This window comes from Halopseudomonas salegens (genome assembly GCF_900105655.1).
Classification (GTDB): Bacteria; Pseudomonadota; Gammaproteobacteria; order Pseudomonadales; family Pseudomonadaceae; genus Halopseudomonas; species Halopseudomonas salegens.
Map to the genome: position 1 here is coordinate 3,413,730 of NZ_LT629787.1, position 15,581 is coordinate 3,429,310.

The window sequence follows — 15,581 nt, forward strand, 5'->3', positions numbered from 1 at the left end:
TATGGCGAGCACATCAGCAGAATACATTCAGCACCATTTGCAAAATCTGACCTTTGGCAAATTGCCAGAGGGGTACGAACGCTACGACGGTTCTGTCATGCAGGAAACTGCCTGGACTTTCGCCAAGAGTGGTAGCGAAGCCGCTGATATGGGATTCATGGCTTTTCACGTCGATACGCTTGGCTGGTCTATCCTGATGGGTGTTATTTTCCTTGGTCTGTTCCGCATGGTCGCGCGGAAAATGAACCCTGACGCACCAAGTGGTCTACAAAATCTGGTGGAAATGAGCGTCGAGTTTGTACAGAACATGGTCAAGGATACCTTCCACGGCAGAAGCCCGGTGATTGCTCCGCTTGCCTTGACGATTTTTGTCTGGATCCTGTTGATGAACTCGCTGAAGTGGGTTCCAGTTGACTACATTCCTCAGCTGGCAACTCTCTTCGGGGTGCATGTTCTGGGCATGGAGCCACATCAAGTTTATTTCAAGATTGTCCCGACAGCGGATCCAAACGGCACATTCGGGCTTTCGATCGGCGTTTTCTTTCTGATTATTTTCTACAGTATCAAGATCAAGGGTGCAGGCGGTTTCGCCAAAGAGCTTTCCTTTACGCCCTTCAATCATTGGCTGGCGATACCTTTCAACCTGTTTCTGGAAATTCTCGGTTTGCTGACCAAGCCGCTGAGCCTGGCCTTGCGTCTTTTCGGCAATATGTACGCCGGTGAAGTGGTCTTTATCCTGATTGCGTTGCTGCCTTTCTATTTGCAGTGGATTCTGAATGTACCATGGGCTATTTTCCACATTCTGGTGATCCCGCTGCAGGCCTTTATCTTCATGGTGCTTACGATCGTGTATCTGAGTGCTGCGCATGAGGACCACTGAAGCAGTCAGAAGAACCTGTTCAATCAACGAAACCTTGTACTACAACCTTGAAACTTAGTTAGGAGTAATTATGGAACTCGTAATCATCGCCGCCTCTATCATGATCGGTCTGGGCGCTCTGGGTACTGGCATCGGCTTCGCCCTGTTGGGTGGCAAACTGCTTGAGTCTACTGCTCGCCAGCCGGAATTGGGGCCACAGCTGCAAACCAAGACTTTCCTGATGGCTGGTCTGCTTGACGCTGTTCCCATGATTGGTGTTGGTATTGCGATGTACCTGATTTTCGTTGTCGCCCCCGGCATGGCTGGTTGATCTGATGTTTTTCAGGACAGGCAGGCATCGGTCTGCCTGTCTCATCATGATCACCCAGAGAACAACGAAATAGCATGAGGTAAATCGCTGTGAACATTAATCTGACGTTATTTGGTCAAACGATTGCCTTCGCTATTTTTGTCTGGTTTTGCATGAAGTTTGTCTGGCCGCCGATTACGGCAGCCATGGCAGAGCGCCAGAAAAAAATTGCTGAAGGACTGGACGCAGCCGGCCGCGCCCAGCGTGACCTGAGTCTTGCTCAGGATAAGGCTGCAGATACTCTGCGCGAGACCAAGGAACAGGCGACCCAGATTCTGGACAAGGCGAACAAAAACGCCAACCAGATTATTGAGGAAGCCAAGCTACAGGCTCGTTCCGAAGGTGAGCGTCTGATCGAGTCAGCGAAAGCTGAAATCGACCAGGAGATCAACCGCGCCAAAGAACAACTCCGTGCCCAGGTTGCCGAATTGGCGGTCAAGGGTGCCGAGCACATTCTGGAATCGGAAATCGACTCCAAGGCCCATAGTGAGCTGGTCAACAAACTGGCCTCACAACTCTAAGCGAGGCGAGCGATGGCTACAATCAATACGCTAGCTCGGCCTTATGCCAAAGCCGCATTCGAACATGCCTCTGATGCTCATGCTCTGGATGCCTGGTCAAGCATGTTGGCCTTGGCCAGTGCTGCAATGGTCGATCCCGACATTGCTGAAAGGGTGCGTAATCCAGGTTTGACGCGGACGCGCAAGGCCGACGACCTGCTCATGGTGTGTGAAGGTCATATTGATGCAGGGTTTGGAAATTTTATCCGAACTTTGGCTGATCATGATCGTCTGCCCTTGATCCCGGTTATCGCCGAGCTTTTTGAGCAGCACAAGGCGGAGCATGATCGAAGCATTGCAGTCGAAGTCGAAAGTGCTTTCGAGCTGAGCGAAGATCAACAGAAAACGCTGATAACCGCACTTTCCAAGCGGTTGGACCGAGCAGTGACCCCGCAGGTGAAGATCAACCCCGCGCTGATTGGCGGTGTGGTCCTTCGGGCGGGTGACATGGTTATCGATGGTTCGGTCCGCGGCAAGCTGGAAAAGCTTGCCGAGGCGTTGAAATCCTGATTTGAGGGACATGGCATGCAGCAATTGAATCCTTCCGAAATTAGCGAAATTATCAAGAAGCGCATCGATAAACTCGATGTCACTTCTCAAGCTCGCAATGTCGGTACTGTCGTCAGTGTATCTGACGGTATTGTCCGTATCCACGGCCTGGCCGATGTGATGTACGGTGAAATGATCGAGTTTCCCGGTGGTGTCTATGGTATGGCACTTAACCTGGAGCAGGACTCGGTCGGTTCGGTAATTCTCGGTGACTACCTCGGCCTGGCCGAAGGCATGACCGCCAAGTGTACCGGTCGCATTCTCGAAGTACCTGTTGGTCCTGAGTTGTTGGGTCGTGTTGTTGACGCCCTGGGCAACCCGCTGGACGGCAAGGGCACAATCGATGCAAAAGAAACTGATGCGGTCGAGAAAGTTGCCCCGGGTGTGATCTGGCGTAAGTCGGTCGACCAGCCGGTACAGACCGGTTACAAGTCGGTTGACGCGATGATCCCGATCGGTCGTGGTCAGCGTGAGCTGATCATTGGTGACCGCCAGACCGGTAAGACGGCGATGGCGATCGATGCGATCATCAACCAGAAGAGTTCCGGCATCAAATGTATCTATGTTGCGGTTGGTCAGAAGCAATCGACCATTGCCAGCGTGGTACGCAAGCTGGAAGAGCACGATGCGATGGCGCACACCATCGTGGTGGCTGCTTCTGCCTCTGATCCGGCTTCCCTGCAGTTCCTGGCGCCGTACTCCGGCTGCACCATGGGTGAGTATTTCCGTGACCGTGGTGAAGACGCGCTGATCATCTTTGATGACCTCTCCAAGCAGGCCGTGGCTTATCGCCAGATATCCCTGCTGCTGCGTCGTCCGCCGGGTCGTGAAGCCTATCCGGGTGACGTCTTCTATCTCCACAGTCGTCTGCTTGAGCGCGCATCTCGCGTGTCGGAAGACTGGGTAGAGAAGCTGACCAATGGTGAAGTGAAAGGCAAGACCGGTTCTTTGACCGCTCTGCCTATCATTGAAACCCAGGCCGGTGACGTCTCTGCTTTCGTACCGACCAACGTGATCTCGATCACCGATGGTCAGATCTTCCTGGAATCGAACCTGTTCAACGCCGGTGTCCGCCCAGCGGTCAACGCCGGTGTATCCGTATCCCGGGTAGGTGGTTCGGCGCAGACCAAGATCATCAAGAAGCTGTCCGGTGGTATTCGTACCGCGCTGGCTCAGTATCGTGAACTGGCGGCCTTCGCCCAGTTTGCTTCGGACCTCGATGAGGCGACCCGCAAGCAGCTGGAACACGGTCAACGGGTTACCGAGCTGATGAAGCAGGACCAGTATGCGCCGATGTCGATTGCCGAAATGGCGATCAGCATCTTCTCTGCTGAGAAAGGCTTCCTGACCGACGTCGAGATGAACAAGATCGGCGCCTTCGAGAAAGCTCTGCTCGCTTACTTCAAGCGTGATCACGCCGATTTGTTGGCCAAGATCAACGAGAAGGGCGACTACAACGACGAGATCGAAGCCGGTATCAAGTCTGGCATCGAGAACTTCAAGGCAACCCAAAGCTGGTAAGCCGAGCGCGGGGCATGATGCAGTCGTGTCCCGCTTCGTGCGACCCGGCTACGGGCTAACCTGAAAGGTGTCATATGGCAGGCGCAAAAGAGATTCGCACCAAGATTGCGAGTATTAAAAGTACGCAGAAGATCACCAGCGCGATGGAAAAGGTCGCGGTCAGTAAAATGCGCAAGGCACAACAGCGCATGACCGCCAGCCGTCCCTACGCTGAGCGTATTCGCCAGGTAATTGGCCATCTGGCCAACGCCAACCCCGAGTACAAGCACTCCTTCATGCAGGAGCGCACGGTCAAACGGGTCGGCTACATCGTGGTGAGTACCGATCGTGGTCTCTGTGGTGGTCTGAACACTAATCTGTTCAAGGCCCTGGTTCAGAACATGAAGGAATGGCGCGATCAGAGTGTTGAAACCGACCTCTGTGTGATCGGTAGCAAGGGCGCCAGCTTCTTCCGCAGCTTTGGCGGCAATGTGGTAGCCGCGATCAGTAATCTGGGTGAAGCACCGGCCCTGAATGACCTGATCGGCAGCATCAAGGTGATGCTCGACGGTTACCATGAAGGCCGTATCGATCGCTTGTATCTGGTATCCAACGGGTTTGTGAATACCATGGTTCAGCAGCCCAAGGTCGAGCAGATGATTCCCCTGGTTCCGACCAGCAAGGAAGAGCTGCAGGGCCATTGGGATTATGTCTATGAGCCGGATGCCCAGATGCTGCTGGATGGTCTGTTGACCCGTTATATCGAGTCGCAGGTATACCAGTCAGTGATCGAAAACAATGCTTGCGAACAAGCGGCCCGGATGATCGCGATGAAAAGCGCGACTGACAACGCCGGTGAGCTCATCGACAACTTGCAGCTCATCTACAACAAGGCACGTCAGTCGGCGATCACCCAGGAAATTTCGGAAATCGTTGGCGGCGCCGCCGCGGTTTAACGGTCAGGTTTCAAACTTTTAGAGGAACCAACACATGAGTAGCGGACGTATCGTTCAAATCATCGGCGCCGTCATCGACGTGGAATTTTCCCGCGAAGACGTGCCGAAGATCTATGACGCGCTGCAGGTGGAAGGTCATGAAGACCTCACACTCGAAGTGCAACAGCAATTGGGTGACGGCGTAGTACGCGCCATTGCCATGGGTACTACCGAAGGCCTCAAGCGTGGCATCAATGTCAGCAACTCGGGCAGTGCCATCAGCGTTCCGGTCGGCATCAAGACCCTGGGTCGCATCATGGACGTCCTCGGTCGTCCGATTGATGAGGCTGGCCCCATCGGTGAGGAAGAGCGCTGGGAAATCCACCGTAAAGCCCCTTCCTATTCCGAGCAGGCAGGCTCCAACGAGCTGCTGGAAACCGGTATTAAGGTCATCGACTTGATGTGTCCTTTCGCCAAGGGCGGTAAGGTCGGTCTGTTCGGTGGTGCCGGTGTGGGTAAAACGGTCAACATGATGGAGCTGATCCGTAACATCGCCATCGAGCACAGCGGTTATTCCGTATTTGCCGGTGTGGGTGAGCGGACGCGGGAAGGTAACGACTTCTATCACGAGATGAAAGACTCCAACGTACTGGACAAGGTAGCCCTGGTGTACGGTCAGATGAACGAGCCGCCGGGAAACCGTCTGCGCGTGGCACTGACTGGCCTGACCATGGCCGAGAAGTTCCGTGACGAAGGTCGTGACGTACTGTTGTTCATCGACAACATCTACCGTTACACGCTGGCCGGTACTGAAGTATCCGCACTGCTGGGCCGTATGCCTTCAGCGGTAGGTTACCAGCCGACGTTGGCCGAGGAGATGGGTGTTCTGCAGGAGCGTATCACCTCGACCAAGACAGGTTCGATCACCTCTATCCAGGCGGTATACGTACCGGCGGATGACTTGACTGACCCGTCGCCAGCCACCACCTTCGCCCACCTGGATGCGACCGTGGTACTGTCCCGTGATATTGCTTCACTGGGTATCTACCCGGCAGTAGATCCGCTGGATTCCACCAGCCGTCAGCTGGATCCGCTGATCATCGGTCAGGAGCACTATGACATCGCCCGTAACGTGCAATATGTCCTGCAGCGCTACAAAGAGCTGAAAGACATCATCGCCATTCTGGGTATGGACGAACTGTCCGAAGAAGACAAGCAACTGGTAGCCCGCGCACGTAAGATGCAGCGCTTCCTGTCGCAGCCGTTCTTCGTGGCCGAAGTCTTTACCGGTGCGCCCGGTAAGTATGTGTCCTTGAAAGATACCATTCGTGCCTTCCAGGGCATCCTCAATGGCGACTATGACCACCTGCCCGAGCAGGCGTTCTACATGGTCGGGACCATTGATGAAGCGATCGAGAAAGCGAAGAAAATGTAATGGTAGCGCCCGCGCAAGCGGGCGCAGAACCGAGGCAAGATTATGGCTATGACAGTGCACTGCGATATTGTTAGCGCGGAAGAAGAGCTGTTCTCCGGCCTGGTCGAAATGGTTGTGGCCCATGGCAACATGGGTGATCTGGGTATTCTGCCCGGTCACACGCCACTGCTGACCGACCTCAAGCCGGGCCCGGTTCGGGTGATTCGTCAGGATGGCAGCGAAGAGGTGTATTACATCTCGGGTGGCTATATTGAAGTTCAGCCGAGCATGGTCAAGGTGCTTGCCGACACGGCTATCCGTGCCGGTGACATTGACGAAGCAGCTGCTGTGGAAGCAAAGAAAGCCGCAGAGAAAGCCCTCAACGAGAAAGGCGCCGAGTTTGACTACGGTTCGGCCTCCGCCCGTCTCGCCGAGGCCGCAGCCCAGCTGCGGACCGTGCAGGAAATGCGCAAGAAGTATGGTGGACCGCCGCTTAACAACCGGTAAGTCGCTAAAAAGGCAGCTTCGGCTGCCTTTTTTATTAATTACCGCGAAAATCGCCGGAAGCTGAATGCTTGAAGGTCTGACAGCGGTTAGTTGCTGTCTGGATGTGGCAGCCAAGGCTTGACGGGCAATCAACCACTCACACGCATTGTTGATTTCCCGCCTCCAGCAATAAGCAACAAGCAAACGCCAGCTAGCCGGTTTTGCTATCATCCCTCCCCAGTTATCCATTGTCGAAAAGGACCCGCCATGAATCTGCACGTCGTCATTCTTGCTGCCGGCCAGGGCACACGTATGCGCTCGGCATTGCCAAAGGTATTGCACCCGATAGCGGGCAAGCCGATGCTTGCGCATGTGCTGGATTGTGCGCGGGCCATGCAACCGGCCCGGATTCATGTGGTGATCGGACATGGTGCCGAGAGGGTTCGTGAGCAGTTGGCAGCAGCGGATATCAACTGGGTAGTCCAGGCCGAACAATTGGGTACCGGGCATGCTGTGGCTCAGGCTTTGCCGCAATTGATCGGGGCTGATCAGGTACTGGTTCTCTATGGTGATGTGCCCTTGCTGAAACCGTCTACGCTGCAGAAGCTCAGTGAACAGGCCGGATCAGCTGCGCTGGGATTGCTGACCGTAAAGATGCGCGACCCCACCGGTTATGGGCGGATCGTGCGCGATATCGCAGGCCGTGTTCAGTCGATCGTCGAGCAGAAGGATGCCGATGCAGAGCAGTTGCAGATCCGCGAAGGCAATACCGGCATCATGGCGTTGCCGGGCAGTCAGGTGAATAACTGGTTAAGCAGCCTGTCCAGCGATAATGCGCAAGGTGAATACTATCTGACTGATGTGGTGGCCCTGGCGGTAGACCAGGGGATAGCGGTTGAAGTTGCCCATGCAGCTGATGAAGAAGAAGTGCTGGGAGCCAATAACCGGCAGCAACTGGCGACTCTCGAGCGAATCTATCAAGGTCGTCAGGCCGAACGTCTGATGGCAGCGGGGGTGACATTGGCAGATCCGGCGCGACTGGATGTGCGCGGAGAGGTAAGCGTTGGCCAGGATATCAGTATCGACGTCAATGTCGTGCTGGAGGGCAAGATTGTACTGGCGAATGATGTTGTTATTGGCCCGAATTGCGTGCTGAAGGATTGTGTTATCGGCGCTGGCTCGGTGATCAGGTCCTTTAGCCATATCGAAGGCGCCGAGTTGGCCGAGCATTGTGAAGTCGGCCCTTACGCGCGCTTGCGACCAGGTACCAGTCTGGCCAGTGAGGCCAGAATCGGTAATTTTGTGGAAACCAAGAAGGCGGTTATTGGTCCGGGTGCCAAGATCAATCATCTGTCCTATGTGGGAGATGCCAGTGTGGGTGCCCGGGCCAATGTGGGCGCCGGTACCATTACCTGCAACTACGACGGGGTGAACAAACACCATACGCATATCGGCGCCAACGCCTTTATTGGCTCGAACACTGCCCTGGTAGCGCCGGTCAATGTGGGTGATGGGGCTACTACGGCAGCGGGATCAGTGATCAATCAGGATGTACCGGAAACGGCTCTGGGTGTTGCCCGCGCCCGCCAACGCAATATCAGTGGCTGGAAGCGTCCGGTCAAACCGGCGAATTAGGCAAAGGCTCACGCTGTCTTGTAATCCAGCGGTGGGTGTACTATGAGTACACAACAAATCCAACTACTGGTCACAGGATCCAGGCCGTGCCGCTGATTCCCCTGCAACATGACGATATACCGCTTGGCGTGCCCTTGCCCTGGCATGTGACTGACAGTGAGAGCAAGGTGATCTTTGAGCGTGGGCGGGTGGTCGACAATCAACCCATGCTTGAACAATTACTCAAGTTGGGGCTGTTTCGTATTGCCCCGGAAGCGCGCAATGAGCCGGGCCAGGGCAAACAGGGAGAGCGGACCACGACCAGCCTGACGCAGATTCAGCTGGCACCGGGAGATCTGGTCCAGCTGCAAACACTGAACAGTCATCAGACCGAGCGTTTTCAAGTCAAGGTTATTGGCTTCCATGCTCCGGTGAGTTTGCTTGTTACTGCCCCCACCAACGGTGGAAAGCTGGCTTTTGTTCGCGAAGGGCAGCAATTTCTGGTACGTGGCTTTGTTGGCAAGGATGCCGTTGCTTACAAGACCCGGGTGCTGAAAACCAACCTGTCGCCTTTTCCCTACCTGCATCTGGCCTACCCGGATTCGGTTCAGTCGATGCGAATTCGCAGCTCTGCTCGCGTATCCGTCGAGTTGATTACTGCGGTCAACCACGGGGGCAAACAGATTGCCTCGGCGAAAATGATCGACCTCAGTGTCGGCGGCGCCAAAGTGCTGTCGACGTCGACTTTTGCCGAGCTGGGTGAAGAAGTCGAACTGGCTTTCCGGATCAACCCGGCTGGTCTGGACGTTTATCTGAAAGTGGCCAGCAAAGTGCGGATGGTGAATACTGATGAACAAAGTGGCCAGGTAGCCACCGGTGTCGAATTTGTTGATCTGAGTGAACAGAATCGACTGTATCTGACCAATATGGTCTATCAGAACTTGCTCAAGGACAGTCTGTGAAGAATCTTCTGATCGTTGTTCTACTGGTTGTTAACAGCCTGTGGATAAGCCCGGTTGTTGCCAACCCCGAAGTGAGTGTGGTCATCGCCGGCAAACGCTTTCAACTGGAGTATGTCGCCGATCTGCAGAGTCGTCGTCAAGGCCTGATGGGACGGGAGTCTCTGCCGGATGACGGTGGTATGTTGTTTGATTTTCCGCAAGGCACTCAACCGCAAATCTGGATGCGCAATATGCAAATCAGCCTTGATCTGCTGTATGTGGACAACCAGGGGCATGTGGTGGATATCTTTGCGGCCGTGCCACCTTGCAGCGCCATGCCATGTCCGATCTATCCGGCCAGTCGTCCACTACGTTTCGTGGTCGAGCTACCCGCAGGCAGTGTCGCTGAACTGGGGTTGGAAAGTGGCATGCAATTGATCATGCCCGAGGTGTTGCAGCGTCCCGTTCCGCTTTACTGAGCAGGTACCTGCCACTCTCCATCACTGACATCCTCGCAATACACTTGCAGATATTTGGCGTCATCAGCGTCGGAGTAGTAGTAAATCGACTGTTGATAGCCGACGCCTTCAGTCCGCGCGCCGACACAGACCCCATAGGCGCCTGCCGGACAGCTCTCCACCTCGGTTATGCTGAAACTGCGCTCGGGAATCTGCGGCTGACAAAAACTGTCGTGGAACAGGTTGTCGGGGATGGTCATATTCTGCTGGCACAGACGAATCGGCAGTTGATCGTCATCACTTTCAATCAGACAGGCCCCAGCGAAGGCCGGATTGTTGGCAAGCAAAAAAAAGGGGACGAGAATAAGAGCGTATCGAATCGTGCGCATGCGAACCTGAATCTCCGGACAACCGCCGGAATGTGCAATCCTTGAGTCGGTAACCTTACCCTGTGATCAAGGTCTGTCGCAAGGTGGTAGTCAGTTGCTCTTGATCCTGGAGCTCAGCGAAGATCAATTCAATTCGCTGTTCCCTGGCCTCCGCTGCCGGATTCCACGCCAGCGCATGGTCTGGCAAGGCATTCAGGCTGTACCAACCCGCAGCCAACCGAACCATGGCTTTGGCTCGCAGCCACGGCGATCGGCTTAGCCATCGCTCCAACTGCTGCAGATCCAACGCCTGTTGCGGGTGTAAACGCCAGCTCAAACTGTGTCTATCCGCCTGACTCTGCTGATGGCTGTGTATTTCATCGCGGCTGCGCCATAACACTCCCATGGAGATATCGTTGGCCGCGTTGACCCTGGCCAACGGCTGCGGCTCAAGGGAAGAATCAGATCCGGGTAGCCTGAACCAGTCTATACCAGCCTGCTCAGTCCAATGCCAGGGCACCTGGGGTAACTGCGCAGCCAGTTGTTGACGTTGCCGCTGAGTCAGGTGGGCAGACTTGTTCATCAGCAGGCAACCGGCCAGAGGCAAGGCCGCTTGCTGGCTGTCGGGAAGCGCCTGACCTTTGCTCATGGCTTGGGCATCCAGCACCATGATCATGGGTTGCATAGCCAATACACCTGTCCAGGGTTCTGCCTCCAATTGCTGCAATAATGCAGCAGGATGACCCAGTCCGGAGGTCTCAATCAGCAAGCGCTGTGGCTGACTGCGTCGGAGCAGCCGTTGCAAGCCAACCTGAAAGGGCAAGCCGTTGACACAACACAGACAGCCACCGGGTATTTCCGCCAGGCTGACCCCGTCCCGGGTATCGGGTGCAAGCAAAGCGGCATCCAGGCCCAACTGGCCAAATTCATTGATCAGGATTGCCCAGCGTTCACCCTCAGGACGCTGACGCAGCAGGTTTTGCAACAGGGTGGTTTTGCCTGCGCCCAAGGGGCCGGCAATCAGGTGCGTGGGAATGTTGCTCAGTTTTGTCGGTTCCACGTGGAACTGCCTTAATGCAAGGTGCGTCCATTATCAGTCGCATGAATAGTATCATGCTCGCTGTCCGGTGCTCCGGGAAAGGGATGAGGGTCAAGGGCAATACGCTGAAACCGGGCGCCATGCAGGTCAATACAACCGTTATAGCGTCGCTCCCCAGTGACGGTAAACTCGAAACCGTAACGGCGGCCGATACCCCAACGCCCGCGACGATTGCGGGAAAGTCGCAAGCGACGCAAGACGATGCTTTCGTCAAGCAATTGCACGTCTGCCTTGCGACAGTGCTGTCGTACCTGACGCAGCGCCAGCTCCCGCAGCCCCATCCCTCGCCACCACCAGGCGGCGAGCAGAATAACCGGCAAGCTCAGGGCGATATGTTCAAGAGTCAGCATGGTTGAACGTCTCGGTAGCGGGTGGCCAGCAATGAATCTGGTCGCGCCCGGCGTTTTTTGCCTGGTAGAGCCCGCGATCGGCACGGCGAACCAGTGAGTCCAGGGTATCGCCGGGCTGCCACTGGGTAATGCCTGCGCTGAAGCGGACCATCAATTGGTTTGAGACAGATCCGGGTTGCAGCTGGTGGACCGATTGGCGTAAACGCTGCATCAGCTGCATTGCGGAATGACTGTCAGTATCCACCAGCATAATGATGAACTCCTCTCCGCCAAAACGGGCCAGGCGGTCACTGGCGCGCAAATGCGTCTGACAGCAGTGGGTGAAAGCCTGCAGCACAAGGTCACCCACGGCATGCCCGTGCCTGTCATTGAATTGCTTGAAGTGGTCAATATCCAGCAATGCCAGACTCAGGGCATGCCCTTGGCGCTCGCAGCGTGCCAGCTCTGGCTGAATGGCGTCGTCGAAGGCGCGGCGATTGAGAATGCCGGTCAGTGGGTCGCGCGTAGCCAGTGAATGCAGCCGGGCTTCAAGCGCCTTGTGATGGCTGATATCGCGCAGCTCCAGAATGTGATCGCCTTGCTGTTCCAGGGGTTCCAGACTGATTTCGGCGGTGAAACCGCCATGCTGTTGGTGCAACGCCTGCAGTTCAAGCTGACGGGTAGCACCGAGCTGGAGGCTGTTGTGTAGCTTGGCCTGACTGTTTTCGGCAAACAACAGGGATACTGCCTGGCCGATGAGTTCCACCCGTGGCCGTCCTGTCAGTTGCTCCAGACGCAAATTGGCATCGTGAATCAGGCCCTGACGAATAATGGCTACTCCGGAGCTGGTGGCGCTTAGTAAACGCTCAAAGCGTTGGGCACTGCGCTGTGCCGCCTGGGCATGGTATTCACTGCGGGCCAGAATTCGTTGCATGGTCATCAGGGTGACGCCGACAAAGCCCATCACCAGTGCTGGAATCGCAAAGTTGTAGGGCAACAGATAGCTGAAGGAATCATAGGGCATTTCATAGGGCTGCTGCTGCCACCAATCAAGATAGCCCAGTGCACCACGAACCAGGGTTACCAGGGAATATATCAACAGACTGACAGCCACCAGCAGGCGTGCCGGGCGGGTAACTGCATCATCTTTCGCGCGCAACAACAGCCAGATAGCTTGCAGCGGCAGCAGCCCGGCAATGGTGGAGTAGACGCCCATAAGAAAGTCCGAATTCCCATCGAATACCCAGTAATGAACATTGAACAGCACCATGATGCTGACACTGAGGGGGATTATCCACCAGGGTAACGGACGGCCCATGAAACGAAAAATGCCGAGCAGAAAAATCGCTTCACCGCCCAGTTGACCGGCATTGCCCAGCACGTTGAGCGTTGGGCTTCCGGTGATCATAAACCCGATAAACAGCAGGATGCCTGCAATCAGAGTCCAGATCCCCGCCATCCAGAAGCCGGGTCCGGCATAGGGTCGTGAAACCAGCCAGAGCGCCGTGGCCGCTATGGCTACAGCCAGCAACAGGCAAAGGCCCAGCAACATCGGGGAAAAGTACAGCGCGCTCATTGCATCACATTGTTTGGAGATGTAGGCATGCAGTATAGCGCCGGTTGCGCAGTAAATGCCCGGCCGAGATCAATCAAATGTCTTGCGATGGACAAGCCATACTGGAGCCTTGTCGGCTCAGGTCAGGTTATCCGTCCGGGTTGTTGGAGTGATGCCCAGTACCCTGATGTGATCGAGTTGCACATAATGAAAACGCACATTGAGGTCCCACAAGCGTACGCCGTATTCCCGTTCCGGCCCCGGTTGCTGATAAGCCGGCCTGGGATCCTGGGCCAGGCATTGGTCAATCAGTTCGACCACCGGCTCGCCGAGTCGTGTGGCTGCCTGCCGAGCTGCGGCAAGCGCCTCTGCTTGCCAGGACACCGTGATCAAGGGTGGTGGTGACGGCGCCAGGTGGTTGTGCGCGGCGGACACGATATCGGCATAGGGTACATAGGGTTTGATATCGAGGATCGGGGTGCCATCCAGCAGGTCAATGCCGGACACGGTCAGACAGCCGGGCGCAACCTGCTCCAGGCGGACCACGGATTGGCCCAGGGGATTGGGCCGGTGAGTCGCGCGGCTGGCAAACACGCCAATACGCTGGTTGCCGCCGAGACGAGGTGGACGTACCCGGGTGTGCTGCGGGCCGCTACCCGCCTGATGAAATACGAAGAGCAACCAGATATGGCTAACCTGTTCCAGGCCGGCCACGGCCTCCGCGGTGTCATAGGGTGGGTCAAGGAGAATCCGGCCCCGTGCAGCAGGGGCCAGACTCGGCTGACGCGGAATGGCGAATTTTTCGACAAAAGCGCTACGCATGACCCCGATGGGTTGCAGTTCAATGTTCATGCAGGCAAGGGCGGTATCGATTCCGGGTTGTCAGGGATGACAAAGTGACTGCCACCGGCAATCTCAATCACCTGCAGGTTTTCTGCCTGCTGAGCGCTGGCCAGCATGGCCCCGGGGTCGAGTACATGGTCATTGCCGGGAACCAGAATGGCCCCGCGTTTGACGTTCTGATAGATCTCGCTGCCCGTACCGGGCATCCAGCTGCCCATATCCTTGAGGTTGGCCATCAGGGTACTGCAGTGCCGGGGGTTGAACGGTAGCCCCATGATCAGCGAACGTTTGCGTCGGTCATCCAGTGGCCCCCAGATAGCTTTGTTACGCGGTGAAATCGGTTGCTGTTGCCAGAATGGCAAGACAAAGGGGACAAACCAGAGCAGGTGAGGGGGGATCTCGGCGCAGGGTTTGCCCTGGGGCAATACCGGGGCTTCCAGAATGACCTCTACCTGTTCAAACAGATCCGGACGACGGCGCGCTGCTTCAAGCACCACTGCGCCACCCCGCGAGTGGCCATGTACACGCACGTCCTGGCCCCTGGCCAGGTGTTCCAGCGCCTGGTTCAACACGTCGGCATCATAGGCGATAGTGCCCGGTCGAGCTTTCGGCACGGTGGCCCAGTCTGGAGTGATGGGCTTCAGACGGGTTACCGGGGTGTGATAATCGGCGCTGGTGAAAAGAATCAGTTCCAGCGCGGGGTCCTTGTAGAACTCCGTGAAATAAAGGAAATTTTCCACAAAGCCATGCACCGCTATCACGCTTTGCCGGGGTGTATCCGGTCCGCTGCGGGCCAGAGTGGCGGCGCCAACGGCAAACAGCTCTCCACTGTACTCAATTGCCTGTTGCTGTGGGATTTCCTTGCGCAAAAGCCACCTGCGCAAATAGAACACAACGAGTACAGCAAGGCCGATAAAGCCCAGAATCAGTTCCAAAACTACCTCCTGTCATACTGACGACTGCGCTGGCTTCCGTGCAGTAGGGTCGCCTCTGTCTTGCAGCTTAACCGAGAGCTGGCAATTTGACTCCACCCATTCGGGTGGAAGGTTGCACAGGGTACCCTCGCCGCATTTCATTCGCCATCATAGATACGAACGGAATGGGCTTGCAGGCGATAGCTGGCATCGGCCAAGGCGTTGCTGGTCTGCTCGATGTGCAGGCTGCCGCTGACCCAATAGGCTGTATAGATATCCTCGATCGGCAAACCTTCGGGGTAGTCGACCAGCACGATCTGGTTGGGTGGTGGTGGCGGTACATGAATGCAGGCACCGGCGTAAGGCACCAGGAAAAAACTCACGTAATGCCCGCGCTCATTGGTTTCCAGGGGTACCGGAAAGCCGGCAAGGCGGGCCTCGATACCATCCATCGCGGACACGACGCGGGTCGAGTACATGACGTCGGGCAGTTTCCGGTCGCGCTGACGCAGGCTTTGCTCAAAGGTACCTGGTGCTTCCTCGTCATAGTCATGCTCGATTTCCGGCATGTTCAGGATGGCTTCCAGGTCTTCTTCCGGCAGCAGATCCAGCCAGTCGATGGTTTGGGAGTTGGCTTGGGTCAGTAGCGGCAACAGCAGTAGCAGATAAAGCCAATAGCGCATGGACGCATCTCACGATAGAAAGCAGATTGACGGTGCTATGACCGGATTCTTGCGGGCAAGTTCGTCGTAGTGACAAGCTGGCTGCGTCAGTTGTTGACTGATGT

General features: G+C 56.0%; 18 protein-coding genes. 11 read left to right on the plus strand and 7 right to left on the minus strand.

The genetic code is table 11. From position 1 onward, the window contains the following. Position 1 precedes the first annotated feature (1 nt). The 11 genes from atpB (at position 2) to BLU07_RS15860 (ending at position 9,707) form a co-directional block, all read left to right on the plus strand. On the plus strand, positions 2–880 hold the full coding sequence (gene atpB / locus BLU07_RS15810; protein ID WP_092388853.1) for a F0F1 ATP synthase subunit A: 879 nt from the start codon (positions 2–4) through the stop codon (positions 878–880). 70 nt (positions 881–950) lie between these two features. Further along, complete coding sequence (atpE, locus tag BLU07_RS15815; protein ID WP_092388855.1) at positions 951–1,190, plus strand: F0F1 ATP synthase subunit C; 240 nt, start codon at positions 951–953, stop codon at positions 1,188–1,190. Positions 1,191–1,279: 89 nt separating this feature from the next. Continuing rightward, on the plus strand, positions 1,280–1,750 hold the full coding sequence (locus BLU07_RS15820; RefSeq protein ID WP_092388857.1) for a F0F1 ATP synthase subunit B: 471 nt from the start codon (positions 1,280–1,282) through the stop codon (positions 1,748–1,750). Between the two features lie 12 nt (positions 1,751–1,762). Then, complete coding sequence (locus BLU07_RS15825; protein WP_092388859.1) at positions 1,763–2,299, plus strand: F0F1 ATP synthase subunit delta; 537 nt, start codon at positions 1,763–1,765, stop codon at positions 2,297–2,299. A 15-nt stretch (positions 2,300–2,314) separates the two neighbouring features. Then, positions 2,315–3,859, plus strand: a complete 1,545-nt coding sequence (atpA, locus tag BLU07_RS15830; protein ID WP_092388860.1) for a F0F1 ATP synthase subunit alpha — start codon at positions 2,315–2,317, stop codon at positions 3,857–3,859. Positions 3,860–3,933: 74 nt separating this feature from the next. Then, entirely contained in the window at positions 3,934–4,794 is an 861-nt protein-coding gene (gene atpG, locus BLU07_RS15835; RefSeq protein ID WP_092388862.1) for a F0F1 ATP synthase subunit gamma, read from the plus strand. Between the two features lie 34 nt (positions 4,795–4,828). Further along, on the plus strand, positions 4,829–6,208 hold the full coding sequence (gene atpD / locus BLU07_RS15840; RefSeq protein WP_092388865.1) for a F0F1 ATP synthase subunit beta: 1,380 nt from the start codon (positions 4,829–4,831) through the stop codon (positions 6,206–6,208). Between the two features lie 42 nt (positions 6,209–6,250). Further along, the gene (locus tag BLU07_RS15845) at positions 6,251–6,694 is read left to right on the plus strand and encodes a F0F1 ATP synthase subunit epsilon (protein ID WP_092388867.1); all 444 of its coding nucleotides are present in this window, start codon (positions 6,251–6,253) and stop codon (positions 6,692–6,694) included. Positions 6,695–6,940: 246 nt separating this feature from the next. After that, positions 6,941–8,308, plus strand: coding sequence for a bifunctional UDP-N-acetylglucosamine diphosphorylase/glucosamine-1-phosphate N-acetyltransferase GlmU (glmU, locus tag BLU07_RS15850; RefSeq protein ID WP_092388869.1), 1,368 nt, complete (start codon positions 6,941–6,943; stop codon positions 8,306–8,308). An 86-nt stretch (positions 8,309–8,394) separates the two neighbouring features. Continuing rightward, complete coding sequence (locus tag BLU07_RS15855; protein ID WP_092388871.1) at positions 8,395–9,249, plus strand: flagellar brake protein; 855 nt, start codon at positions 8,395–8,397, stop codon at positions 9,247–9,249. Further along, on the plus strand, positions 9,246–9,707 hold the full coding sequence (locus tag BLU07_RS15860; RefSeq protein WP_092388873.1) for a DUF192 domain-containing protein: 462 nt from the start codon (positions 9,246–9,248) through the stop codon (positions 9,705–9,707). The genes BLU07_RS15855 and BLU07_RS15860 overlap by 4 nt, the downstream gene beginning before the upstream one ends. Here BLU07_RS15860 and BLU07_RS15865 read toward each other — a convergent pair. The 7 genes from BLU07_RS15865 to BLU07_RS15895 form a co-directional block, all read right to left on the minus strand. Continuing rightward, positions 9,701–10,075, minus strand: coding sequence for a hypothetical protein (locus BLU07_RS15865; protein ID WP_092388875.1), 375 nt, complete (start codon positions 10,073–10,075; stop codon positions 9,701–9,703). The genes BLU07_RS15860 and BLU07_RS15865 overlap by 7 nt on opposite strands. 55 nt (positions 10,076–10,130) lie before the next feature. Beyond that, positions 10,131–11,114 carry a CobW family GTP-binding protein gene (locus tag BLU07_RS15870; RefSeq protein ID WP_092388877.1) on the minus strand — a complete coding sequence of 328 codons (984 nt, stop codon included), beginning with the start codon at positions 11,112–11,114 and terminating at the stop codon, positions 10,131–10,133. An 11-nt stretch (positions 11,115–11,125) separates the two neighbouring features. Next, complete coding sequence (locus BLU07_RS15875) at positions 11,126–11,503, minus strand: DUF3301 domain-containing protein (RefSeq protein ID WP_092388879.1); 378 nt, start codon at positions 11,501–11,503, stop codon at positions 11,126–11,128. Beyond that, on the minus strand, positions 11,490–13,058 hold the full coding sequence (locus tag BLU07_RS15880) for a GGDEF domain-containing protein (RefSeq protein WP_092388881.1): 1,569 nt from the start codon (positions 13,056–13,058) through the stop codon (positions 11,490–11,492). The genes BLU07_RS15875 and BLU07_RS15880 overlap by 14 nt, the downstream gene beginning before the upstream one ends. A 117-nt stretch (positions 13,059–13,175) precedes the next feature. After that, a complete protein-coding gene (tsaA, locus tag BLU07_RS15885) occupies positions 13,176–13,889 on the minus strand; it encodes a tRNA (N6-threonylcarbamoyladenosine(37)-N6)-methyltransferase TrmO (protein ID WP_092388883.1) in 714 nt (237 codons plus the stop codon). Beyond that, positions 13,886–14,815 (minus strand): alpha/beta hydrolase, encoded by a 930-nt coding sequence (locus BLU07_RS15890; RefSeq protein WP_092388885.1) that lies wholly within the window; start codon positions 14,813–14,815, stop codon positions 13,886–13,888. The genes tsaA and BLU07_RS15890 overlap by 4 nt, the downstream gene beginning before the upstream one ends. A 137-nt stretch (positions 14,816–14,952) precedes the next feature. Then, positions 14,953–15,477 (minus strand): DUF3299 domain-containing protein, encoded by a 525-nt coding sequence (locus BLU07_RS15895; RefSeq protein WP_092388887.1) that lies wholly within the window; start codon positions 15,475–15,477, stop codon positions 14,953–14,955. Between the last annotated feature and the right edge of the window lie 104 nt (positions 15,478–15,581).

Excerpts from the sequence above, each read along its gene's own strand:
- BLU07_RS15880 (WP_092388881.1), bottom strand. The coding sequence starts at position 13,058 with ATGAGCGCGCTGTACTTTTCCCCGATGTTGCTGGGCCTTTGCCTGTTG.
- atpA (WP_092388860.1), top strand. The coding sequence starts at position 2,315 with ATGCAGCAATTGAATCCTTCCGAAATTAGCGAAATTATCAAGAAGCGC.
- glmU (WP_092388869.1), top strand. The coding sequence starts at position 6,941 with ATGAATCTGCACGTCGTCATTCTTGCTGCCGGCCAGGGCACACGTATG.
- tsaA (WP_092388883.1), bottom strand. The coding sequence starts at position 13,889 with ATGAACATTGAACTGCAACCCATCGGGGTCATGCGTAGCGCTTTTGTC.
- BLU07_RS15865 (WP_092388875.1), bottom strand. The coding sequence starts at position 10,075 with ATGCGCACGATTCGATACGCTCTTATTCTCGTCCCCTTTTTTTTGCTT.
- atpE (WP_092388855.1), top strand. The coding sequence starts at position 951 with ATGGAACTCGTAATCATCGCCGCCTCTATCATGATCGGTCTGGGCGCT.
- BLU07_RS15895 (WP_092388887.1), bottom strand. The coding sequence starts at position 15,477 with ATGCGCTATTGGCTTTATCTGCTACTGCTGTTGCCGCTACTGACCCAA.
- atpD (WP_092388865.1), top strand. The coding sequence starts at position 4,829 with ATGAGTAGCGGACGTATCGTTCAAATCATCGGCGCCGTCATCGACGTG.
- atpG (WP_092388862.1), top strand. The coding sequence starts at position 3,934 with ATGGCAGGCGCAAAAGAGATTCGCACCAAGATTGCGAGTATTAAAAGT.
- BLU07_RS15875 (WP_092388879.1), bottom strand. The coding sequence starts at position 11,503 with ATGCTGACTCTTGAACATATCGCCCTGAGCTTGCCGGTTATTCTGCTC.
- atpB (WP_092388853.1), top strand. The coding sequence starts at position 2 with ATGGCGAGCACATCAGCAGAATACATTCAGCACCATTTGCAAAATCTG.
- BLU07_RS15825 (WP_092388859.1), top strand. The coding sequence starts at position 1,763 with ATGGCTACAATCAATACGCTAGCTCGGCCTTATGCCAAAGCCGCATTC.
- BLU07_RS15845 (WP_092388867.1), top strand. The coding sequence starts at position 6,251 with ATGGCTATGACAGTGCACTGCGATATTGTTAGCGCGGAAGAAGAGCTG.